Source organism: Nitrospinota bacterium (assembly GCA_016217735.1).
Lineage (GTDB): Bacteria > Nitrospinota_A > UBA7883 > JACRGQ01 > JACRGQ01 > JACRGQ01.
Window position 1 is genome coordinate 1 of sequence record JACRGQ010000016.1, and the last position, 24411, is coordinate 24411.

The 24411-nt window shown below is 58.5% G+C and carries 15 protein-coding genes; 6 read left to right on the plus strand and 9 right to left on the minus strand.

Annotated features, from left to right (window positions below; translation table 11 throughout):
- Positions 1-155: 155 nt before the first annotated feature.
- Positions 156-1043 carry a GAF domain-containing protein gene (locus tag HZA03_02375; GenBank protein MBI5636796.1) on the plus strand — a complete coding sequence of 296 codons (888 nt, stop codon included), beginning with the start codon at positions 156-158 and terminating at the stop codon, positions 1041-1043.
- A gap of 248 nt (positions 1044-1291) precedes the next feature.
- Positions 1292-2656: a radical SAM protein gene (locus HZA03_02380; protein MBI5636797.1), complete on the plus strand. Its 1365-nt coding sequence runs from the start codon at positions 1292-1294 to the stop codon at positions 2654-2656.
- Positions 2657-2673: 17 nt separating this feature from the next.
- Here HZA03_02380 and HZA03_02385 read toward each other — a convergent pair whose 3' ends face one another.
- Positions 2674-4239, minus strand: a complete 1566-nt coding sequence (locus tag HZA03_02385) for a tetratricopeptide repeat protein (GenBank protein ID MBI5636798.1) — start codon at positions 4237-4239, stop codon at positions 2674-2676.
- Between the two features lie 107 nt (positions 4240-4346).
- Between HZA03_02385 and HZA03_02390 the strand changes: the two genes are divergently transcribed.
- The 3 genes from HZA03_02390 to HZA03_02400 are packed head-to-tail and all read left to right on the plus strand — an operon-like array spanning position 4347 to position 8014.
- A complete protein-coding gene (locus HZA03_02390; GenBank protein MBI5636799.1) occupies positions 4347-6596 on the plus strand; it encodes an adenylate/guanylate cyclase domain-containing protein in 2250 nt (749 codons plus the stop codon).
- A 19-nt stretch (positions 6597-6615) separates the two neighbouring features.
- The gene (locus HZA03_02395; GenBank protein MBI5636800.1) at positions 6616-7545 is read left to right on the plus strand and encodes an aldo/keto reductase; all 930 of its coding nucleotides are present in this window, start codon (positions 6616-6618) and stop codon (positions 7543-7545) included.
- On the plus strand, positions 7523-8014 hold the full coding sequence (locus HZA03_02400; protein ID MBI5636801.1) for a cyclic nucleotide-binding domain-containing protein: 492 nt from the start codon (positions 7523-7525) through the stop codon (positions 8012-8014). Before HZA03_02395 ends, HZA03_02400 begins: the two co-directional genes overlap by 23 nt.
- A 21-nt stretch (positions 8015-8035) precedes the next feature.
- Here the strand turns inward: HZA03_02400 and HZA03_02405 are convergent, their stop codons facing one another.
- The 5 genes from HZA03_02405 to HZA03_02425 all read right to left on the minus strand — a co-directional run bounded on the left by HZA03_02405 (position 8036) and on the right by HZA03_02425 (position 16329).
- The gene (locus tag HZA03_02405; protein MBI5636802.1) at positions 8036-9583 is read right to left on the minus strand and encodes an NAD(P)-dependent oxidoreductase; all 1548 of its coding nucleotides are present in this window, start codon (positions 9581-9583) and stop codon (positions 8036-8038) included.
- A gap of 130 nt (positions 9584-9713) precedes the next feature.
- Positions 9714-10295: a nitroreductase family protein gene (locus tag HZA03_02410; protein ID MBI5636803.1), complete on the minus strand. Its 582-nt coding sequence runs from the start codon at positions 10293-10295 to the stop codon at positions 9714-9716.
- 249 nt (positions 10296-10544) lie between these two features.
- Positions 10545-11726, minus strand: coding sequence for a hypothetical protein (locus tag HZA03_02415; GenBank protein ID MBI5636804.1), 1182 nt, complete (start codon positions 11724-11726; stop codon positions 10545-10547).
- Positions 11723-12751 carry a FecR domain-containing protein gene (locus HZA03_02420; protein MBI5636805.1) on the minus strand — a complete coding sequence of 343 codons (1029 nt, stop codon included), beginning with the start codon at positions 12749-12751 and terminating at the stop codon, positions 11723-11725. Before HZA03_02420 ends, HZA03_02415 begins: the two co-directional genes overlap by 4 nt.
- 143 nt (positions 12752-12894) lie before the next feature.
- A complete protein-coding gene (locus tag HZA03_02425) occupies positions 12895-16329 on the minus strand; it encodes a hypothetical protein (protein MBI5636806.1) in 3435 nt (1144 codons plus the stop codon).
- A gap of 191 nt (positions 16330-16520) precedes the next feature.
- On the opposite strand from HZA03_02425, the gene HZA03_02430 reads away from it, so the two are divergent.
- On the plus strand, positions 16521-17441 hold the full coding sequence (locus HZA03_02430; protein ID MBI5636807.1) for a zinc ABC transporter substrate-binding protein: 921 nt from the start codon (positions 16521-16523) through the stop codon (positions 17439-17441).
- 45 nt (positions 17442-17486) lie between these two features.
- Here HZA03_02430 and HZA03_02435 read toward each other — a convergent pair whose 3' ends face one another.
- The 3 genes from HZA03_02435 to HZA03_02445 all read right to left on the minus strand — a co-directional run bounded on the left by HZA03_02435 (position 17487) and on the right by HZA03_02445 (position 24312).
- Positions 17487-18950 carry a glutamate synthase subunit beta gene (locus HZA03_02435; GenBank protein ID MBI5636808.1) on the minus strand — a complete coding sequence of 488 codons (1464 nt, stop codon included), beginning with the start codon at positions 18948-18950 and terminating at the stop codon, positions 17487-17489.
- A 2-nt stretch (positions 18951-18952) separates the two neighbouring features.
- Positions 18953-23479 (minus strand): glutamate synthase large subunit, encoded by a 4527-nt coding sequence (gene gltB / locus HZA03_02440; GenBank protein MBI5636809.1) that lies wholly within the window; start codon positions 23477-23479, stop codon positions 18953-18955.
- Between the two features lie 281 nt (positions 23480-23760).
- Positions 23761-24312, minus strand: coding sequence for a DUF502 domain-containing protein (locus tag HZA03_02445; GenBank protein ID MBI5636810.1), 552 nt, complete (start codon positions 24310-24312; stop codon positions 23761-23763).
- Positions 24313-24411: the final 99 nt, after the last annotated feature.

Sequence of the window (24411 nt, forward strand, 5' to 3'; positions counted from 1 at the left end):
GACGCCTATGCACCCATAACAGGTATTTCAAAAGCCTTGAGGAGTTGATTGTCGTTATCGGAAAACAGTTGGATAAATGGCTGAGGCCAAACGGACAGCTTAAAAGACTATGCGCAATTATTTAAGACGCTGTGTATAAAAGGCGGGAGAATGGGATGGCCAATAAAAAGACTTTTGAAGAGTTGAACCGCGCGCTACGGTTGACGAACGAGGTCAACGAGCTCATTCTGCGCATACCCGAAGAGAAGCTGCTGCTCAACGAGATTTGCCGCCTCATAGTGGATATTGGCGGCTACCGGCTTGCATGGGTGGGGTTAAAGAGGCACGACGATGAGAAGAGTGTGCCGCCCGCCGCCGTCTCAGGCATCGCGAAAGAATATGTCGACACCATAAAGGTGTCGTGGGACTCTGAACATGCCCTCGGGCAGGGGCCGACCGGGAGCGCCATCCGGAGCGGCCACACCGTCACCACGCACGTCAGCGACAAATTATTTTCTCCGTGGCGCGAAAGCGCGCTGAAGCACGGCATCAACGTCATCGCCGCCCTGCCGATGCATCTGGATGACGAGGTCATCGGCGCGTTGAACATCTATTCCGCGAACCACGACGCATTCAGCGACGACGAGCTGATCCTGCTGGAGCGGATGGCGGACAACCTCGCCTACGGCTTGCGGAACCTCAAGGCCGCGGCGGAACTGAAGAAGCTTCATATCGCCATCAAATATCTGAACCAGCCGCTGTTTATCACCGATACCGCGGGAAAGATTGAATATGTGAACAAAGCGTTCGCCGAACTCACCGGCTACGCCGAGGGGGAGGCCATCGGCCAGACCCCCGCAATCCTCAAGAGTGAAAGTCACCCGCCCGAATTTTATAAAGCGATGTGGGATACCCTTCTCAAAGGGAAGGGGTGGAGAGGGAAGATTGTCAACCGGATGAAAAACGGTCAACTGCGCGAAGAGTTTTTGGCAATCACCCCGCTCAACGGCGAGGACGGTAAAATTATCAGCTTCGCGTGTATCATCACCGATATCGCCCGATAACTTTCGCCTTTTCAATGCTTGGCGCCATCGCGTCAATGCCGGCAAAAGAGTCTGTTCCGCCGGTTAAATATGCAAAAAAGCCATCTTTTCATCGTTTCCGCTTCACATTATGATATAATCTTTAATTACTTTAAGCCGGTAAAGGCAGCCTTTCCGGGTTGTTCAAGTTTCGTTAGTCCCCATCGGGCAGCATGGCGGGGAAGTTCGCAAGTATTGCGCCGCCGCAACCATGCACAAAGGAGTGTCGAGTGAAGATCAAGAGTATTGCCCTCGTGGAAACCAAAGCGGTTAAGACCCATGTGTTTAGCCGGGTGTACCTGCCGCGGATGGGGTTGCCGTTTCTGAGCGGCCTTATGAAAAGCCGGGGATACGAGGTGGAAACCTTTTTCCAGGAAAAGGCGCCGGTTGATATTGACTATTTGTGCGGATTCGATCTAGTCGGGATCAGTTCCCTCACTTCCACCGTCAACGAGGCGTACCGGTTGGGGAGCCTGCTGAAAGGGCGGGGGAAGACTGTTGTCATGGGCGGCCCGCACGTCAGCGCGATGGCGGAAGAGGCGTTGCGGCACTGCGACTACGTGGTGCGCGGCGAAGGGGAGGCGACGTTCGCCGAGTTGGTGTCGAAAATGAACGGCGGCGGCGTTTCGGATGTGCCGGGCATTTCGTATATGCGCGACGGCGTGTTGGTGCAGAATCCTTCATCCATCGCTAAAGTTAATATGGAAGAGATGCCACAGGCCGATTTTTCGTCGTGCAAGGCGTTCAAGGGGCCGGAAGAGTATCCGGCGCAACTGATGTTCTCGCGCGGATGCCCGTTCGATTGCAGCTTTTGCAGCGTTACCACCACCTTCGGGCGGAAGTACCGCTATAAGACCAAAGAACAGCTTATGGCCGAGATGGCTCCCATGCTTGGCCGCACCATCAATTTTATCGACGACAACTTCGCGGCGAACCCGCGCAGGACTAAGGACTTGCTCAAGACCATGATCGCCGAAAACAAGGTGCCGCACCGCTATTCGTGCCAACTGCGGATAGATGCCGCGCGGGACGAAGAGCTGCTTGACCTGTTAAAGCGGACCAATTGCCGTATCGCCTACATCGGGATGGAATCGATCAATCCCGAAACGCTCAAGGCGTATGACAAGGGGCAGACGGTGGAGGAGATCGTTGCATCCATCAAGGGCTTCAAACGGCATAATATCGGCATCCACGGCATGTTTGTGCTGGGGGGCGACCACGACACGCCCCAGACCATCAGGGATACCACGGACTTCGCCATCGAGGCGGGCTTGGATACCATCCAGCTTTGCGCGCTCACGCCGTTCCCCGGCACGGCCGTGCATGGCCAAATGGTTGCCGAGAAACGGATACTGCATCAGGACTGGGATCACTATGACGGGCTGCATTGCGTGATCCGGCCCACGCGGATGACCCCTTACGAGTTGCAGCACGGCATCATCGAGGAGATGCGGCGTTTTTATTCGTTTCCCCGCGCATTTAACATTAGCGTGCAAAAGCGCTGGCGGTTCAAATACCGGATGGGCGGCCGCTATTTGGTGAACCGTTGGAAGAATGAAAACTCCGCCTATTTCGATTATTTGAAAACAGTGTAGCCCGCGTTTTTTTTCGGTTACAGCGTGGCGGGGAGCTGGGCCAGCGCTTCTTTGGCTTCGGCCAAATCGGGATTCAGCCGCAACGCTTCCTCATACGATTTGCGGGCGTTGGCATAGTCCTTCAGCATGAAGTGGACGCGGCCGAGATTGTAGTGCAGGTTGAAATCGTCCGGATCCATTATCAGCGCCTTTTTGTAGTTTTCCATCGCCTTCACCCCTTGCTTCATGCGGCGGCAGCTGATGCCAAGCCAGTTGTAGAGCCGCGGGTCGGACGGGTTTATCGCAACCGCTTTCTCGAACAGGGCAATCGCTTTATCGTAATTTTGCCGGCGGAACCAGACTTCGCCCGCCAGAACAAGGATGGCCTGGTTCTCGGTATCCATCACAAGCGCTTTTTGCAGCGCATCCTCCGCGTTTAGGGTGTCGCCGGCATCCATGTAATGGAAAAACCACTCCAGCCAGTCGGCGGGGAGGGCGGGCGTTATTTTCTTGGCCGCTTCCAGCGCCTGGGCGGCTTCGGTATCTTTGCCGAAATTTTTGAGAATGGCGTGCAGGAGGAAGAAGGGGGCAAGCATCGCGGGATCGATCCGCAACGCGTTTTTGAGTTCCGCCAGCGCCGAGGCGCAGGCTTCGTAGCCGGGTTTTTCGCCGGCCTTCAAAAAAAGGGTTTTGGCCAGCCCGTAATGCGCGCGCGCTTTCAGCCCTGGCGGGTCGTTAGCGCCATGCAGCCCAAGCGCTTTGCGGAAATATTCCTCCGCCTTGTCCAGCCCCCCCTGCTCGATACGATAGGCCTGCGCGAGGCGGTAATGCAGATTGGCGTCGCCGGGACGCGCTTCTATAAGCTCGCGCAGGGATTCGGCGTCTTCCAGGCTCTTCCCGGTTCGCTTGTAACACAGGGCGAGCGACTTGTGCGCCTCTTTGTCCGTAAAACTGAATTTGATAAGGTTTTTGAGTATCGGTATGGCGTTCGCATAGTCTTCACCGCCGATGTAGACTTTTGCCAAGTGGTTATTCAGGTCGCGCCGCCAAGGGGCCATCTCCACGCATTTCTTCAGCGTGGCAACCGTGGTATTGCAGAGATCCTTAAAGGCGGCGGCGTTGTCATCGCCCGACATTTTCAGCATTTCCCCATTGGCTTCCATCTGCTGCAGGGCTTTTTCCGCGGCGGCATCGGCGATGTTCCCAAACGCTTCCCGCAGTTGATCCACGCTGACCGGGTTTTGCAGTATCGCCTGTACGCCGGTCTTTTCCCCTTCCTCTTTCAGTTGGGGGGTTACCGCGCTGGCCAGCAAAATTATGTTCACTGGCGGCAGTTTTTTCTTTTGTGCCAACAATTGGGCGAACTGGAGGCCGGTCAGTTTTTTCATCAGGTGGGAGACGATGGCGAAATCGTAGAACACCCCTTTTTGCGCATCGGCTTCGATTTTGTCCAGCGCGTTTTTGGCGGAGTCCATTTCGTAGCAATCCAGGCGGAAGTTGCGGTCGTATTCGGAGAACGGGAGACTTTGAAGGAATTCGCGAAGCTGTTTGGTTTCGAACGATTTTTCAGAGATTATCAGCGCTTTCAGGCGGTTCCCCTTCATGTAATTATCTGCCGTTATTTTATCATACCCCGCTGGACGTGTGAGGATGGCTGAAAACCGCACCTAATCGCAAGGAAAAATCCCCCTTTCGGATATACTGGGTGTGAATGAATGCGGGCAGATTTGTTCCCAAGCTAAGCGAGGTCAAGCTGGGCCTCCTGCTGACCATTCTTTCGTTCCTCCTCTTTTTGGCGAATTTCGAGCTTTTCTCGCTTGTCTCGCACAAGATGTTCGATCTCAACTTCCGCGCACGGGGGATCATCACCGGCAAGCGCGACGTGGTAATCGTCGCCATCGACCAGAAGAGCCAGGATGTTTTCGGCCGCTGGCCCTGGACGCGGACCGTGATCGCCGGCGTGGTCAACCGCATTGCGAAGGGAAATCCGAAGGCGGTCGGACTCGATATCGTTTTCTCATATCCCGAAGAGAGGCCGGATTTCACCCTTGCGCAACAACTGCTTGCCAAAGCGCCTCCAAACGGCCCGTTGCGCGCCGCCCTGGAAGACGCGCTGGATAACGCGAACGCCGATCAGCGTCTCGCCGACGCCATCAAAAACGCCGGCAACGTTGTGCCGGGCTATTTTTTCTTCACCGATCCCGTTGAGGTGAAAGACCTGAAGATGAATCTCGAAGCGGATTACCGCGTCATAAAACATTCGCGGTTCGGCGCCATAAAGTACCCCGTGTCGGGCAGGCGGGACTTCCCCATGATTAACGCGGTCGGCGTAAAGCCGAACATAAAGCTGATTACCGACAGCGCCCCGGTGACCGGGTACTTCAACATGGTGCCGGATGCCGACGGAACGCTGCGGAAAATAACGAATGTCATCCAGTTCAACGGCAAGTATTTTCCTTCGCTCAGCCTGCAAGTGTTGGGGCTTTATTATGGCGGCGGCCCGCCGAAAATCATCTTTTCTGACGGGGGTGTGGAAGGGTTTGAAGTGGGCAAGACGTTCATTTCCAGCGATGAAACGGGCGCGAGTTACGTCAACTACTATGGCGGCGAGGGCGAGTTCCCGGCGGTCTCCATCGCCGACCTCATGGGGCACGATTACGATTCGCCCGAAGCGCTGGAAAAACTCTTTAAGGACAAGATCGTCCTTGTCGGCGCCACCGCCATCGGCATTTACGACATGCGTGTCACCCCGTTCGGTATTCAGCCGGGAATGATGGTCCACGCGAACTATATTCAAAGCGTCCTCGATGGCCGTGAGCTTAAACGGGCCAACTGGTTTTTGATATTCGATGCGGCCTCGATCATGGTGGTGGGCATTGCGCTCACGCTCGCCATGCGGCGGCTCAAGGTGTTTGGCGGACTGCTGCTTGCCCTCATCCTCATGGTTTCATACATACTGTTCCAGCGTTTTATGTTCGTGGAGAAGAATACCCTCCTCGACGTTCTCTATCCCGTGATCGCCATCGTCATGGTTTACGGCGGTATCGCGTTTTATAAGTACTTTATCGAGTCCAAGGAAAAGCAGTACGTCAAGAAGGCATTCGGACATTACCTCTCCCCGGCCGTTATCAGCAAGATCATGGAAGATCCCGGCAAACTCAAGTTGGGCGGGGAAACGCGGGTGCTCACCGCGTCGTTTTCAGACATCAAGGGCTTTTCCACCATCTCCGAGGGGCTGACGCCGGACGCGCTGGTCGAACTGCTGAACGAGTATCTCACCGAAATGACCGACATCGTCATGGAAAACCAGGGGACGCTCGACAAATACATCGGCGACGCCATCGTGGCCTTTTACGGCGCGCCGCTGCTGTACGATAACCATGCCGAGTTGGCTTGCCGCTCGGCGCTGCTTTGCCAGAAGCGGCTGAAAGCTCTCCGTGAAAAATGGAAGGGGGAGGGGAGGCCGATGGTGGAGGCGCGGCTTGGCATCAACACCGGCCCGATGCTGGTGGGGAACATGGGATCGCAGCAGCGCTTCGACTACACCGTGATCGGCGACGAGGTGAATTTGGCCGCCCGTCTTGAAGGGATCAACAAACAGTATGGCACGTACATATGCATTTCGGAAAATACGCGCAATGCCATCGGCGGCGCTTTTGTCGTGCGCGAGCTTGATCTTGTGCGCGTGGTCGGGCGTTCCACCCCGGTACGGATATATGAACTGGTGGATTTCCCCGCCGATGTGACGGATGCCACGCGGCAATGGCTTCACAGTTATGGCGTGGCGCGCGCGCTGTATCAGGCGCGGAAATGGGAGGAGGCCATTGAGGCCTTTGAAGCGGCCATGGCGCTCAACAAGGAAGATGCCGCGTCATGGACTTATATTAAACGGTGCCGTATTTTTATGGCGGCTCCCCCCGACCCCGATTGGGACGGGGTTTTTTCCCACACTTCAAAATAGTTTTACGGAGGTTTATCTTTTGGAACAGCGTGAACTCGGAACAACCGGGATACAAGTATCCGTCATCTGTTACGGCGCGTGGGGCATAGGCGGCGCGCCGTGGTGGACCACCAAGGGGGACGAGGTTTCCCGCGGCTCAATCCTCGCGGCGGTGGAGGAGGGAATCAATTTTTTCGACACCGCCCCGGCCTACGGTTGGGGACACAGCGAACGGCTGCTGGGCGATGTGCTGAAGCCGTTCCGCGATACCGTGGTGTTGGCAACCAAGTGCGGGCTTTCCAACATGAACGGGCAAATCGTGCGCGACCTGAAGCCCGCGGCCATACGAAAGGAACTGGACGTCAGCCTGAGAAACCTCAAGACCGAATATATCGACCTTTACCAGATACATTGGCCATCGCCTAACGATTCGATGGAACACGCGATGGAAGAGTTGGCCAAGGCGAAGGAAAAGGGGAAGATACGGGCCATCGGCGTGAGCAACTTCGATCTGCCGCTGCTGGAGCGGGCGCGCAAGGTGGTTCTGGTCGATTGCGTACAGCCGAAGTACAACCTGCTGGAGCGCGATATTGAGGCCGACATTCTGCCATATTGCGCGAAGAACAAAATCGGCGTGATCGCCTACAGCCCGCTGAGCTCCGGCCTTTTGACCGGCAAATACGGCAAGGGAACGCACTTCGAGGATTGGCGCGGCGGCGGCGGGTTCGGGATATTCAGGCCTGAAACGCTGGCGAAGGCCTATGACAGGGTGGAAAAACTCAAAGCCACCGCCGCGGAAATCGGCAAGCCGCCCGCCCATATTGCGATCAACTGGGTAATCGCCAATCCGGCGGTCACCGCGGCGATTGTCGGCGTAAAAGATGCCGCACAACTGAAAGATGGTGTAAAATGTCTTAGGTACCCGTTAACCACGGAGGAGAAAAAACGTGTCGAATTGGCAACCGGTTGAAATGGATCATGCGGCGCTGCTGGCGCTGCTGAAAAAGGCGGAAAGTCTCACCGCCGGGCTTGACGGCGCGGATATGGAAAAGCTTATTTCCATCGCTTCCCCGGAGGAATACGGCGCCAACAGCGTTTTGACCCAGGAGGATGAACGTTCGCGCGATATTTTTATCGTGGTCAAGGGGACGTTAAGTGTGGAGATGAACCTCACGCCGCAAGACGTCAAGCCCGTGAGCTTGTTGAAGATCCGCGATGGCGGCGTGGCGGGTGAGCTGTCGTTTCTGGACGGCGCGCGGCGTTCCGCCTCGCTCAGGGCGGCGATGCCCACCAGCGTGATCCGTTTCCCCCACGACAAGATGGAAAACCTTTTCAATGCTGAAAAGGGGCTTGGTTTAACGGTTATGCGCAATCTGGCCCAGTTGGTGACCCAGCGGCTTCGGAGCACCAACTTCGAACTCCGCTCCCGCCTCGGCTGACCGGCTTGGCGGCGATGCCCGCTACTTTCCCAAAAGGTCGAAGGCGTCTGTGACGGCTTTGCCGGCGAGCGGCGACTCCATCCACTCGCCGGTGCGCTTTTTGATGCAGGCGCGGAGGTTCTTGCCAACCGGGCCGCCGTTCACGCGGATGCGGGCGGCGGGGGAGAGCGCCGCGCCGGGGAGCACATCGCGCATCCAGAATACGGCGTCGGCGTTTGCCGCCACCGGCGTTTCGGTGACGATGATGGCATGTGTTTTTTTCGCCAACTTCAGCGTGGCGGGGGATTCCGCGCCGGTGAGGAAGACCGCGCACGTCCCTTTTGTCAGGTATTTTTCCAGCGCGGCGTGGCTCATGCCGCCGTTTTCGGCGGGGAGCAGCGTTACGCGCAGGCCGTACTTTTTAAGCCGATCCAGCAGCCAGCGCCCGCTTTTTTTCCCCGCGATCACCGCGTCGCCGCGCCCCACGCCGCAGGCGCGCAACAGCAGGTCGAATGCTTCGCCCGCGCGGATGAAATCGAACACTTTTTGCGCGCCGGGGCGTGGCGCCGCCGCGCGCCGCCTGCCGCCGGCGAGGATGCTGGCCGATTCCTTCATCCGCAGGATGTTGAAAAATTCGCCGGTGTTGTAGTCCTTTTTTATATCGCGCCCCACCCATGCGGCAACCTCGCGTATCCCATCCACAATGGAGTGTGAAGCCTTGAAGCCAAGCACACGCGCGATCTTGGAAAAATCAACGTTGTAGTTGCGCCGGTCGGCATCCGCCGGGGCCACTTCCACTTCGGCTTCCACCTCGCCGCTCACCGTGCGGGCGAGATCGGCTATTTTTATGTTGTTGGCATTGCTCCCGACGTTGAACGCCTGACAAAACACTTTTTCACGCTTCGCCTCCAGCGCCAGCCGGAACGCCGCGGCGGCGTCGCGCACATGGAGGAAGGGCCGCCACTGCTGTCCGCCCCCCAGCACAAAAATCTTGCCGCGCGTGATGGCGTGGAGCGTCATCTGGTTCACCGCCAGGTCGAACCGCATGCGGGGAGCGAGGCCGAAGATGGTCGCCTGCCGCAAATAAACGGGGCAAAACGAGCCATCCGCCATCGCGGTCAGTTCGGTTTCGGTTTTGAGCTTCAGCTTGGCGTAAAGCGATACCGGATTGCAGGGGGAGTTCTCCCCCAAAACCTTGCCATCGCCGTAGCCGTAGACCGAACAGGAGGAGGCGAAAATGAATCGTCCGCCGCCAGCCGCTTTTGCCGCCGCCGCCAGCCGCATCGCCGCTTCGTGGTTGATCGCCACGGACCAGCCGGGATCGAGGTCGCACGATGGGTCGTTGGAAAGCGAGGCGAGGTGGATCACCGCCATGCCGGGCTTCAGCAGCCGGGCTATTTTTTTGGTATCGCGGATGTCGCCGTGGACGATGACGAGGCCGGGGCGGTTTTTCAGGTGCGCCACCGGCTTTGAACCGAAAAGGAAGCGGTCGTACAGAATCACGCCGTAGCCGGCATCAAGCAGATGTTCGCAGAGCGCCGCGCCGATATACCCGGCGCCACCGGTGACCAGTACCTTTTCTATTTTCATAATGCGTGGGTTAAGGGTATCAAAATCGGGGGGAAAAGGTAACCGGGACTCCGAAAATATCTGCATGGGGCTTAGCATGATACTTGACTTATCGGACGGAAAAAGCTGCTCTTGAGCGCGATTTCCGGCTTTAAAAAAAGCGGCGGGCCACGGAGGCGGAAGGGTTGCGGCCGTTCGGTTCTTCGCGCTCCCGCAGGTCGGCGGGGAGTGAGGCCGGGTCGCCGTAGCGGCCTATGGCGATGGCGCAGACCGCTTCGTAGTCCTCTTGCGGCACCTTCAGCAGGCGGTGGGCGGCCTCTTTGCTAAAGCCAGCCATACCATGTGTGTAAAGGCCGAGCAGCCGGGCCTGCATGGTGAGCGCCATCCATGCCGCGCCGCAATCAAAGACGGCCCAGCCGTTGGGCTTGTTGTTGTGGGCAAAGCGTCGGCGGGCGAAAAGGATAGCCAGCGCGGGAGCATTTTTGCACCATACGCGGTTTCCCTCGGCCAGGATTTCAAGGTGGGTTGCCCGCAGTTCGGCGGTATCGGCATACATGAAGAGCCACGGCTGATCATTGAAGCAGGAAGGAGACCAGCGGGCTGCCTCGAACAGCGTTTTAAGCGTTTCCGGGTGGATGGGGGAGGGGTCAAGAGCACGGGGAGACCAGCGGTTTATAAAAATTGGATCGACTGGTGCTTCTGGAACTCGTTTGTTATCAGGTTCTTTCCCCATAGTTCCTCCTCGTAGGTTATAGCGATGTTGCCGCAAATGGTAATAAAAGAGCGGAGAATTGCATTTAACCTATTGATATGCTGAGTGGTTTGTTTGACTTGGACAATGAATATTGTCTTCAACGATTGAACAAATTAATTATAGCACATTATTTGCCGCCCGCAACAACTATTTTTAAGTATTTTTTGGAAAAATAAATAGCTTCAAGTGTATACAATACATATAGATACGGCTTAGAATCTGAAAGGGTCAGGCGCCGCCGAAGGAATAGACCACGCCGATATCGATATTGAACCCGCGATATACCGCCCCGCCCGGTTCGAGGGCGTCATTGGCATTCCATATCTGGAAGAAGCGCAGATCCAGCGTACCGTACAACCGCTTTGAGAAATAGCTGGTGGCTCCGCCGCCGAAATAGATTTTGCCAAAGCCGCCGTCGTACAGGGCGTTCGCCTCATCATAGCCGTTCGGTTTCACGCTTTTGTACCCGGCAATTCCATTCAATGCCAGGCTGGAATCGACATGGTGGGCCGTGTTGATGAACAGGTCGTAGTAATTGTTGTTGGTATTCCTGTCCTCCGTGGTCAACCCCCCGGCGCCGTACATCTGATTATTTTCCTGCCAGCCATACGTCAGGCCGTAGGTCACGCGGTTTTGCTCCTCCAGCGTCACATACCGCGCGGTCAGCGAATAGGCGTTCCCCTGCTTGAAAACCTCGGCCCCTCCCTGGGTATCCTTGCCGACCATCGTTGTGCTCACGTCCAGATAGAGGGATTTCGCCTCGGTGAAGTTGTACTGCATGGAGGCAAATATCATGAGGATATTTCCCGGGTTGTATGAGTCGTCCGCCACATCCGAGGTGGGATCGTATTCGCCGGTCAACTCATAGCGTACGCCGAGGCCGAAACTGCCTTTTGCATACGGCACCGAAAGCGCCACGTTGGGGGCGATGTTAAATCCCTTGCCGTAGGATGATAACAAATTAAGTTCCTTGGAAACGTTATCGATCATCAGACTGGCCAGTTCCCGGCTGCTGAACCGCGAATGGCCCGTGGGGATGTTGAAATCGGCGCCGAGGCGGATGTTTGCCCCCGCCACCGGCGCGGGAAGGTAATACAGCGACACGGTGCTGTCCGTAAACGCCGCAAGGGAAAAATCATCTTTGGAAGGGCTGTTGTAACGGTAAGCGGTATCGCCGTGGGCGCCGAGCGCCGTGATGCCGTAATTGGGCGTGTAATATCCCGCGGAAAAATAAAGGTAGTTTTGGCCGCCCTCTTTTTTGGGAGAGGAGTTGGCGCTCCACGAACCGCGGTTTTCATTTATTTGGAGCAGCAGTTTGCCGTCTCCGTCATCCTCGGCGAAAGCCGGCGCGGAAATTACGGCAAACAGGAAAGCCATTACGGTTGCGGCGCTTTTTTGCGGTGTTTTCATTTGGTTTGCAGGTTGAGTTGTATATGCACTTTGGTTGTGGCGGGCATCTGGGTTGCGGTCTGGGTAGTGGTGATATTTCCCGCTTGCACCCCCTGCTGCTCGCTGTTTTCACCGGTGGTGGAATCGGCGGGAGGGGTGAACGTTGTAATGGAGATATTTTTTGCCACATGGTCGAGCATCGTATCCACCGGGGCCGCTGGCGGCTGCACGGCGGTAGCCGGAGCGGCGGCTTTCGCGGGCTCAACGGGTTCCTCCGGCGCCGCCTCTGGTGTGGCGGAAGCCCCTTCACCCGAAGCGGGGGGCGGCTCGGCGCCGATGCCGGTCTTGATGTCCAGTTCCTGCCGTTTTTGCTGCATGGTTTCGGGCGGCGTGGTGATTGGCATTGCCTTCTGCAACTGCGCCAGGCGAGCCGGTGAAATAGGGGATGGCGGAGCCGGTGGCATTCCGAACAAAACCATTGTGCGGGTGCCGGGCGTCAAAAACACTTTTGGCGCCGCCGGGTCAATCCCTTTTACGAAGACCTGCCCGCTTGTGCCGGTAATAAGGTCGACCTCCGTCCGTTGCGCGCCGCCCGCCTTGCCACCGATGGCTTTTACCACCCACGGTGGCGTGCCGGTAACGCCCGCCACGGCGGATTTCGTGTGTACCTCGAAGCTGGAGGTCTTGCTCACAAGCTTTGACACGGAGTTTTTCAATTGTCCCGCCGCCAGATCAAGCACCGTCTTGCGGCTCTTGTCGTCGGCAATGGAGAGTTCTTTAATCGTGAGGGTTGTCTCTTCGCCGACTCTTGTAACGTTGCCGTCTTCGTACAGCAGTTCCGCCTCGGCGTCTGTGGCGGTTGCCAACACATCGCCGGGAACGAGCTTCATCCCTTTTTGCGCGGGCGTTGCCTTGCCGGCGGCTTTTTGCGTGACCGTCACTTTACCGTCAAGGTCGACGATCTCGGCGGTGAAATCGGCGGCGAACGCCGTGCCGGGGATAAGAAGGAGGAAAGCCGGCAACAACCACGCAAACATTCGTTTCATTCAGTTTTCCTCTTCCTCTTTTCCCCCGGTAGATGCGGCATTCTTGTCGCACAATCGGCCCAATGGGCCGACCTTGCTTGGCGCGGTGCGCCAACGTGCGACAGGAGTGTCGCACCTACCGGGGACGGGAAACGGAGATTTCATCATTGGATTTTCCGGATGGTGTGGTTGCCGGTATCCATCACATAGAGGCTCGTGCCGTCCGTCGTAATGCCATAAGGACCCTTAAACAGCGCCGCCGTGCCGGTTCCGTCGGTGGAACCTTGCGCCTGCGACAGTAAGGTGGAGCCAGCCAAAGTCGTTACAACGGTGGACGCAATCACAATTTTCCGGACATTGTGGTTCCAGTAATCCGTTACATAGAGGTTCGTGCCGTCCGTCGTAATGCCTTGCGGCCCGTAGAATGCCGCCGCCGCGCCGATGCCATCGACGTCATCATTGGTACCTGCGGTGCCTGCCAGCGTCGTTACCACGCCTGTTGATATCACTACTTTTCTGATAGTTGGACCGTTGAAGTCCGCCACATAGAGGTTCGTTCCATCTGTCGTGATGCCCTTAGGATAACTGAACGACGCCGCCGCCCCCGTGCCATCTGCAGACCCCGTTACCAACGCTGTTCCCGCAAGCGTGGTAACCGCCCCGGTGGAAATCACAATCTTTCGGATGGTTTTGTTACCGCCATCCGCCACATAGAGGTTCGTGCCGTCCGTCGTAATACCTTCAGGGAAATTAAACCGCGCCGCCACCCCTGTGCCGTCGGCTGAGCCCGTCAACCCAGCACTTCCGGCAAGCGTTGTTACCACGCCGGTGGATATCACAACCTGACGGATAGTGTGGTTACCGCCATCCACCACATAGAGGTTCGTGCCGTCCGTTGTGATGCCCCGTGGGAAGTTAAACAGCGCCGTTCCAATTCCCGCACCATCGGTCGAACCAGCAGAAAGCGCGGTACCGGCAAGCGTCGTAACCGCTCCGGTGGAAATCACGACCTTGCGGATGGTGTTGTTGACGGTATCCGCAACGTAGAGGTTCGTGCCGTCCGTGGTGATGCCATCTGGCCAGTTAAACCGGGCCAGCGTTGCCGGGCCTGTTCCGGTATCTGTCGAACCTGTTACCCCAGCAGCTCCGGCATATGTGGTGACGACGCCGCCGGAGGCAAGCTGTTTCTGTATTGCGCCCCCCATGAAAGGCGAGTGGGAAACAAGAATCGTACCGGCGGCGCCGACCGCCACGTATTGCGTGCCATCCCATGTAATGCCATTCAGGGCATTTGCGGTGCCGGATGTTTGGGCCGTCCAGGTTATGCCGTCCGGCGAGGTAAGGATGGTTCCCACCGCTCCAACCGCCACGAACTGCGTGCCGTTCCAATTTACGGCATTCAGGGCGCTTGTGGCCGTGGATGTTCTGGGGGTCCAAGTGATGCCATCCGGCGAGGAAACGATTGTGTAATAAGGAGGGCCGACGGCCGATCCGATGGCCACACAAATCGCGGGAGAGCAGGCAACGCCGGCAAGCAATTCCGTGGTGCCCGATGTGGCTGTTCGATTTGTCCATATTATTATACCGTCCGGCGAGGTAACGACGGTTCCCCCCGCGCCAACCGCCACGAATTGGGCACCGCCCCACGTGACGCCTTTGAGCAGGTTGGCCGTGCTTGGCGTCCGAGCCGTCCATGTGATGCCGTTCGGCGAGGTATTGATTTCGGCTGTCCCCCCCGCGCCGACCGCCACAAACTGCGTGCCGTTCCACGCTAAGCCGTTTATATCGTTTGCGGTGGAAAACGTCTGCAACGTCCATGCAGCGCCCGTCGGCGACGTTAAAAGGGTTCCCGCCACACCGCCGGTAACAAACTGTGTGCCGCCCCACACAACGCCAAACATATCGTATCCCCAGGTGGTGGGATCAGGGCGCGTTGTCCAGGCTATGCCGTCCGGCGAGGTCCGAAGCGTGGTACCTGCTCCAACTGCGGCAAGCCCTGTGCCGGATGAGGCAACAGCGTACAGGATATTTGCGGTGCCGGATGTCCGCCCCGCCCAAGCAACCCCTGCTCCCGGAATACCTCTCACTTCCACCGAAGCGGTTCCCTCTCCCGCCGCGTTCTCCGCCGTCACCTTGTAATAGTAGGGAATGCCGTTTGTGAGGGGGGTATGCGTATAAGAAGTTCCACCCAGCCAGATTGAACTTCCTGCCACCCCCGGCGTGACGCTCCAGTAAACATGATAAAGGGTGGCGCCGCTTACCGCATTCCAGCTTATCGTTACCCGCGAGTCGCCCGATGTTGCCGTCACCCCCGTCGGCGCGGCGGGGGCGGGAACCTGCGGCGTTGCGGAAACTTCCGATGATGTGGCGCTCTCGCCCCCGGCACCCACCGCGGTAACGATGAAGTAATACGTCGTTCCGTTGGTAAGGCCGGTGATCGCGCCGCCATTCGTTGCGCCGGTAACTTTCGTCCCGTTGGCGGTTGTCACTCCGGAGACGGAAGCGCGGTAATAGACGTTATAGCTTGTCGCCCCCGTTACAGCCGTCCAGCCGATGAAAGCTTGCGCGTTCCCGGCGGAGACCCAAACCCCCGTCGGCGCGGCGGGGGGGGATACCGTAGTGGTGGATGGCGGCGCAACAGCGGAGACAATCAGGCTGATGCTTGACGCGCCCGCCGTGCCGGCGCTTCCCACCGAGAGAGTCGTGCCGTTGGGGTCGTAGCTCGCGGTGATCTCGCTTTCAAGCGCGGCGGCCGCTACCGCCAAATTGGGATCGGCCAGAATGCTCGCATACAAGGTGGAGATGTTCGCCGCGGCTATCGCCGCCGTGCCGCTGACACCGCTATCTCCCAGATTCGCCACCCCCAACGATTGAGCCAGCACCATCACCGCGGCGGTGCTGGTGGTATTCACGCTCACCGCGGTGGCTCCGGAAGTGCTCGGCACATACGCCTTCAGCACCATGTTGCCTATCTGCGCCCGCACAAAATAATTCGCCCCGTCCGGCACGTCCACCGAGTAGGTGCCGTCCGCGGCGGCGGTGCCGGTGCCGACCAGCGCCCCCGTGGAGTCGAATACCTCCACCACCGCGCCGGCCCACGTGCTTATTGCCGCCTTCAGGCCCGGCTTTGAAACGGCGGCGGAGAGCTTGCCCGAAATGAGCGCGCTGTTGATGGCCATGCTTATCGATACGCTCAGCGCGCTGCCGGAAACATCGGTGGTGTGGCTGCCGGTGAAGGAGCCGCCGATGTCGGTCTTCACCAGCGCGGTGAAGGTGCGGGCCGCGCCGACCGGCACGTCAATCGTCGCGTCAAGGGTTGTCAGCGAAACAGGCTGCGTGATCGTCGTCATGTCGGCGGCGCTCACGCTGATGGTGATGGCGGTGATGGTGGCGGCGCGCTTGTTGCCGGTTTGCGCAATCTGCCCGCCCGGCTTGAGTGACACCCCTTTGGGCAATTTGAGCGTAACGGAAGCCTGGGCGTTGCCGGTTTTGGCCGTGTCGGAAGTGGAGAACTCGCTGCAATGGGATAAAAGAAGGGCCGTCAATCCGTAAATGACGATGCTTTTAAGAACCGCCCGTCTGGCCGCCGAATTCATCACCGTCCGTCACCCCCATGTTCCCACATGTTACCGGCTGTATATATGCTATTCCCTTTATTACATATTTGTCAAAAATAATTACCCCTTCGCCCAGTTCCATGAAATATGCGGCCCCGGCGCGGCTTGACAGTTATTCCCGCATCCCGTATAAATGAAAATCATTTTCATTTATGAGCGGAAGGGGAGCGGTGATGAATTTCAGGAAGGGCGCGTTGGCTATGGCGTTCCTGTTGATACTCGCCGCCGCCTGTCAGCGTTCCGCACCGCAATCCACGGGACGTCCGCGCGTCATTGTCACCCTTTTTCCGCTTTACGATTTCACCCGCGCCGTCGGGGGAGGCCGCGCCGATGTGACGATGCTGCTTTCTCCCGGCATGGAGCCGCACGCCTACGAGCCGCCTCCATCCGATGTGGCCGGCATCATGGCGGCCAGCCTTTTCATCTACACCGGAGCGGCGATGGAGCCGTGGGCGGAAAGGATATTAAAAAGCGCTCCCAATCCCCGGCGGCTGGTGGCCGATACCTCCAACGGCATCCGGCTGATGGAAGGGGAGAAGGATGACGGGCATCATCATGAGCGTGGGGGAGACCCGCATATCTGGCTGGACTTTGAAAATGCCCAGAAGATGGTGAACTCCATCGCGGAGGCTTTTGCGAAAATAGACCGGAATAACGCCCAATTATACAGGGATAATGCATCCGTCTATAACAAACAACTGGAAGAGCTTGATGCCGCATATCAAAAAGGGTTGGCCCGATGCGCCACGCGCGAACTTATCCACGGCGGGCATTACGCTTTCGGCTATATGGCGCGCCGTTACCGGCTGGACTATCACGCCGCCTATGGGTTTTCACCCGAGGCCGAGCCGTCGGCAAACACGATGATGGCGCTGACCAAGCTGGTAAAGTCGTCGAACGCGCGAGGCGTTTTTTACGAGGAGTTGGTGCTTCCCAAAACGGCACAGGCCATCGCCGGGGAGGCGGGGGTGCCGCTGCTGCAATTGAACGCCGCGCACAATATCACCCGCGAGCAGATGGCGCGGGGAGTTACCTTCATCGGCCTGATGCGGGAAAACCTGCAAAACCTCCGCACCGGCCTCGCCTGCGAATGAATGGAGAACACTTTTTGGGCGTTCAGCCATGCGTTGGAGGCGGGTTTACTTGAGGTCGTAGAACGAGCGGTTCCGAGAGGGGAGCAGTGATTCGCCGCCGCTGAGGAACTTGTCCACTTCGCGCGCGCACTCGCGCCCTTCGGCGATGGCGCTGACCACCAGCGACTGGCCGGTGTGGCAGTCGCCCGCGGAAAACACCTTCTTTACCGAGCTTTGGTAGTCGGCGCCGGTCTTTACGTTGCCGCGCTGATCCAGCTCCACCCCCAGCTCCTTAACGATAGAAGCGGGGTCGGTGTAGAGGAAGCCCATCGCGAGGAATACCGCGTCGGCCTTAAGCGTCATTTCGGTGCCGGGGAGTTCCTTGAATTTCATCCCTTCCCATTCGAGGCGGACCGCCTTGATGCCGGAAACATTGCCTCTGCCATCATCAATGAACTCTTTTGAGAGGATCGACCAATCGCGCGCGCATCCTTCGGCCTGCGAAGATGAAGTGCTGAACATCCGGGGGCCGGGATAAACCGGCCACGGGGTTTGGGCGGTGCGTCCTTCCGGCGGTTTCGGCAGCAGCTCGATCTGCAAAACCGAGGCGGCCCCTTGCCGGATGGAGGTGCCGACGCAGTCGGAGCCGGTATCGCCGCCGCCGATAACGACGACGTGTTTTCCCGTAACGGTGATCTCGGCGTCGGCGGCGATCTTATCGCCAGCCACGCGCTTGTTGTTCTGTCCCAAAAACTCCATCGCGAAGCGAACGCCTTTCAGGTTGCGGCCCGGTATCGGCAGGTCGCGCGGGATGGTTGCGCCGCACGCCATCACCACCGCGTCCGATTCATCCAGAATCTTTTTGGCGGCAACGTTCACGCCGATGTTGGCGTTGGTGACGAATTTCACCCCTTCGGCTTCCATCAGCTTGATGCGGCGGTCGATCACCGATTTGTCCAGCTTGAAATCGGGGATGCCGTAGCGGAGCAGGCCGCCGATGCGGTCGGCCCGTTCGTAGACGGTCACGGCGTGGCCCGCTTTGTTGAGCTGGTCGGCGGCGGCAAGGCCCGCGGGGCCGGAGCCGATGACGGCGATTTTTTTGCCGCTCCGCTGCGCCGGGGGATTCGGCTTTATGATGCCGCTCTTCCACGCCTCTTCGATGATGGAATATTCAATCCCCTTGATGGCGACAGGCGGACTGATGATGCCGAGCACGCAGCCCGATTCACACGGGGCGGGGCAGATGCGGCCGGTGAACTCGGGAAAATTGTTGGTGCTCCAAAGAGCCTGAAGCGCCTCTTCCCAGCGTCCTTTGTAGACGAGGTCGTTCCAGTCCGGTATCAGGTTGTTGAGCGGACAGTTCGGGTGGCAGAAGGGGGTGCCGCATTCCATGCAGCGGGCCCCCTGATTTTGCACCTGGTCTTTGGAAAGCGGGAGCACGAACTCATGGCAGTTCTTCACCCGCTTTTCCACGGCGTCGTACCGGTGGGTCTGGCGTCCAAATTCCTTGAAGCCGAGTATTTTACCCATCGTCAACCTCCCGCCACGGCCGTCACCGGCGCTTTTTTCTTTTTTTCGCCTGAGAGCTCGGCCAGCGCCCGTTTGTATTCCACCGGCATCACTTTTATGACTCTGGCCTTCAAATCACCCCATTCATCCAGTGTCTTCTTGCTGTAGATGCTGCCGGTGTATGCGTGATGCCGTTCTATCATCCCTTTTACCAGCGCTTCATCCGAGGCGTCCATCGTTTCCAGCGCGACCATTTCCATGTTGATGCGCTGGCGGGCCATATCGCTGTCGTCCAGTATGTAGGCGATACCGCCGCTCATCCCCGCGGCGAAGTTTTTGCCGATGGGGCCGAGAATAACCACGCGGCCGCCGGTCATGTATTCGCAGCCGTTATCGCCCACGGCTTCCACCACCACATTGGCGCCGGAGTTGCGCACGCAGAAGCGCTCGCCCGCGCGGCCCCGGATATAGGCTTCACCTTTGGTGGCGCCATAGAACGCGACGTTTCCCACAACGATATTATCGTGCGGGTTGAAGACGGCTTTACGCGGCGGGTACACTATCAGCCGCGCGCCCGAAAGTCCCTTGCCAACGTAGTCATTTGCTTCGCCTTCCAGTTCCAGCGTGACGCCGCGCGCGCCGAATGCCCCGAAGCTTTGTCCCGCCGAGCCTTTCGCTTTTATCCGGATGGTGTCATCCGGCAAGCCCCGCTCGCCGTGGTTGCGCGATATTTCCGCCGAGAGCATGGTGCCGAAGGCGCGGTTCACGTTGCGGATATTGGCGGCGATGGAGACCGTTTCCTTTTTCTCAATTGCCGGCTTCGCCCGGCGGATAAGTTCGTGATCCAGCGCGGTGTCGAGGCCAAAATCCTGCTTATCGCGGCAGTAGGGGGCGCAGCCCGCCGATTCGGCCTTCACCAGCACGCGACCGAGCTTCACATGCTTCGCCTTCCAGTGGGTGATCCCCTCTTTGGCTTTCAGCATGTCGGCGCGGCCCACCATTTCGTTAACGGTGCGGAAGCCGAGGCGCGCCATCAGCTCGCGCAACTCGCGCGCGAGGAACATGAAGTAGTTGATGACATGTTCCGGCTTGCCGGTGAAATTTTTGCGCAGATCAGGGTCCTGCGTGGCGACGCCGACGGGGCAGTTGTTAAGATGGCATTTGCGCATCATGATGCAGCCGCTGACGACAAGCGCCGCGGTGGCCGCGCCCCATTCTTCGGCTCCCAGCAGGGTGGCGATGGCGATATCGCGCCCGGTCAACACACGTCCGTCCGTCTGCACCACGATGCGGGAGCGGAGGTTGTTCCGCATCAGCACCTGATGGGTTTCCGCCACGCCCAGTTCCCACGGCAGGCCGGCGCGCTTGATGGAGGAAATGGGGGAGGCGCCGGTGCCGCCATCGTGGCCGGAAATAAGCACGGCTTCGGAGTGGCCCTTCGCCACACCGGCGGCAACGGTGCCGACGCCGGCCTCGGAAACCAGTTTCACGTTTATGCGCGCGTTTACGTTGGCGTTTTTCAGGTCGAATATCAACTGCGCCAAATCTTCAATGGAGTAAATGTCGTGGTGCGGCGGCGGGGAAATGAGGCCGACGCCCGGCGTGGAATGCCGCACGGCGGCGATCACCGTGTCGACCTTCGGGCCGGGGAGTTGGCCCCCTTCGCCCGGCTTGGCCCCTTGGGCCATCTTGATCTGTATCTCGTCGGCGTTCACCAGATAGTTCGAGGTGACGCCAAACCTGCCCGAGGCCACCTGCTTGATGGCGCTGCGGACGGAATCGCCGTTCGGCAACGGCGTAAAGCGCGCCGGGTCTTCGCCCCCTTCGCCGCAGTTGCTTTTCGCGCCGAGGCGGTTCATGGCGATGGCGATGGTCTCGTGCGCCTCTTTGCTGATGGAGCCGAACGACATGGCGCCGGTGAAAAAGCGTTTGACGATCGCTTCGGCCGGTTCGACTTCCTCCAGCGGCGCGGGCGCCGCGGGCGCGAAATCCATAAGACTCCGGATGGTGTTGAAGGTTCCATCCTGGGTGTCCACCACGGCCGTGTATTTTTTAAACAGTTCGTAATCGCCAAGCCGGGCGCTTTGCTGGAGCATCTGGATCATTTCGGGCGAGTAGGTGTTGTTTTCGCCGCGCGCGCGCCAGTTATAGACGCCGCCCGGATCGAGGGTGACGAGCCGGCCCGCGGGGGCGTTGTCCGGCCACGCGTAGCGGTGTTTCATCATCGTCTCTTCCCGCACTTCCTCTATGCCGATGCCGCCGATGCGCGACGGCGTGCCGGTGAAGTACTTCGCGATGAACTCTTCCGAAAGTCCCACGGCTTCGAATATTTGCGCGCCGATATACGACTGGATGGTGGAAATCCCCATTTTGGAAATGATTTTCAGCAGTCCCTTATCGACGCCCTTCATGAAATTGTATTCCGCCGCTTCGGCGGTCACGCCGCCGTCCAGCTGGCCGGTGCGGTGCATTTCTTCGATAGTCTCGAACGCGAGATACGGGTTTACCGCGCTGGCGCCGTAGCCGAGCAACAGCGCGAAGTGGTGTACCTCGAACGCTTCGCCGGTCTCGATGATGATGCCGCAGCGGGTTCGCCCGCCGGCTTGGATCATATGGTGATGCACCGCGGCAACCGCCAGCAGCGAGGGTATGGCGGCCCGCGCGGGGCCGATGTTCCGGTCGGAAAGAATGATGACGCTTTCGCCGCGGTCAACCGCTTCCACGGCGCGGCGGCACACGGCGGCAAGCGCGTTTTCGAGCGCCCCCTTGCCCCCTTTGGCGTCAAAGGTAATCGGGATGTTGGCCGCGCGGAAGCCATCCACGTCGATCTGGCGCAGCTTTTCCAACTGGTGATTATTCAGGACGGGGTGGGGAAGCTCAACCACCTGCACCCGGTTTTCATCGCCCGGTTCGCGCAGTATTTGCCCAACCTTGCCGATGAACGAGACCAGCGACATGACGTTCAGTTCGCGTATCGGGTCTATCGGCGGATTGGTCACCTGCGCGAAAAGCTGGTAAAAGTAGTTGAACAGCATCTGCGGCCGGCTGGAAAGAACCGCCAGCGGGGTGTGCGATCCCATCGAGCCTATCGGTTCCGCCCCGCTGTTTGCCATCGGGGCCATGATCACCTTGATATCTTCCGCGGTGATGCCGAAGGCGGCCTGGCGCTGCGCCAGCGTCGCGCGGTCCGTTTGGTATTTCAACTCGACATCGCGCATCCGGCCCAAGGTAACTTTGCCTTTTTCCAGCCATTCTTCGTACGGCTTCGCGGCGGCGATTTTTTCCTTTATCTCCCGGTTGCTGATGATCCGGTGTTCGTCGACGCTGGCGAGGAACATGCGTCCCGGGCGCAGCCACCCCTTCCGGATTATTTTTTCGTCCGGATAGTCCAGTACGCCCGCTTCGGAAGCCATGACGAGGATGCCGTCGTCGGTTTCCATGAAGCGCGAGGGGCGCAGCCCGTTGCGGTCAAGCGTCGCGCCGATAATATGGCCGTCGGTGAAGGCGACGGCGGCGGGGCCGTCCCACGGCTCCATCAATGTGGCGTGGTATTCGTAAAACGCCCGCAGCTTCGGATCCATCTCCTCGTCGGTGGCCCACGCTTCGGGAACCAGCATCATCATGACGTGCGGCAGGCTGCGCCCGCTCAGGTGCAGCAGTTCCACCACGTTGTCCAGCGTGGCGCTGTCGGACTGCCCTTCGGTGATGATCGGCACAAGCTTGTCTATCTCGTCTTTTGTGAAAAGATCGGCTTCAAACACCGCTTCGCGCGCCTTCATCCAGTTGATGTTGCCGCGCAGGGTGTTGATCTCGCCGTTGTGCGCGATGTAGCGGAACGGGTGGGCCAGCCGCCAGGTGGGGAACGTGTTGGTGGAAAAGCGGCTATGCACCAGCGCCAGCGCGCTCTCATAGCTTTTGTCTTGCAGGTCGGGGTAGTACTGTTTGAGCTGCGCGGTGGTGAACATCCCCTTGTAGGCGATAGTCCGGCTGGAAAGGGTGAGGCAGAAGAAGATGTCGCTCCCCCCGATGCCGGAATTGAGCACGGTCTTTTTGGCGTACTTGCGCAGCACAAAGAGTTTGCGCTCGAAGGCCATCTCATCTTTGGCGGCGGCGGGGCGCTCGATGAAGGCCTGCTCCATGAACGGCTCGGCCGTCTTGGCGGTTTCGCCGATGCCGCTGTTGTCCGCCGGCACGGGGCGCCAGCCCAGCACTTTCAGGCCCAGTTCGGCGGCGCATTTGTTGAAGAGGGTTTTCACTTCGTTGCGCGCCTTGGCATCTTGCGGCAGGAAAACGATCCCCGCGCCATAGTCCCCCAATGCGGGAAGGGGAATGCCGAGTTTGGCGCATTCCTTCCGGAAGAACGCATCCGGAATCTGCGTTACGATACCGGCGCCATCGCCGCTGAGCGGATCCGCCCCCACCGCGCCGCGGTGTTCCAGGTTTTCCAGTATTTCCAGCCCCTTTGCCACGATGTCGTGGGTGCGGGTTCCCTTCAGGTTGGCGATAAAACCGACGCCGCAGGCGTCGTGCTCGAAACGGGGGTCGTACATCCCGTTTTGCTGGCGCGGTTCTTCCTCAGTCTTCACTAATCATGCTTCCTTCAATATATAGAGGAGCCATCATCTCCTCCGGCACGCCGTGCGGGGCGCGTTAAATCTCCAATTTACAGACGGGCAATTATATAACATTTCGCCACATGTGAAGTACCAGATTGCACTTTTTATAAAATATTTTTGGGGGAAAACCGGGGGCGGTGAAAATCGCCATTCCACGGAAAATGGCGCTGCTTTTGCCAGGGAAAGCGATTGGCGCGGGGAGCTTTCCCTCGCGCTTATTGTTTATCGTTGCCGGAAGAAATGCCGCCGGAAACGACAAGCGCCATCACCGCGCCGCTTGGCGCGTCAATCGGCGTCACCTGTTCCCTTGATACCACGATCAGATTGCCGGCGAAATTGTAGCTCTGCGGCAGGTAGACCGCCACTTTGTTTTTCAGGCCGATGCCTTCCAGCGTTTCCAGCGTCATGAAACCGATCACCGATGCCCCGCCGGGCGCCAGCGTCACCAGCACCGGCTTGTCAAAACTCTTTTTGCCGCCAACGAAGGCTTCCATCAAGTCCTTGATGGATTGATAGAGCATTTTGATAAAAGGGAGACGGGCGAAGAGCGCATCAACCCATCTGCCCACGGCGCGGGCGAGATAGTTCGACGCAAAAAAACCGGCCAACGTGATAAATACAAAGGTAAACACCAGCCCCATGCCGGGAATCGGCGTGGGGTTAAGCTGGTCGATTACTTTCATAATCCAGAGAATGACATAGAGCGTGATGGCAACCGGGGCCACCAGCAAAAGCCCCTCAAAAAAATAACGGGTGATTTTGTTCATATCATTTACTCCTTTAACGGGGCTTTATTATACCGTCATGGGGGAGAAATAAAAAAATGGCCGGTTGAATGGGATGGAAAAACCCCGGACTTGGTATTG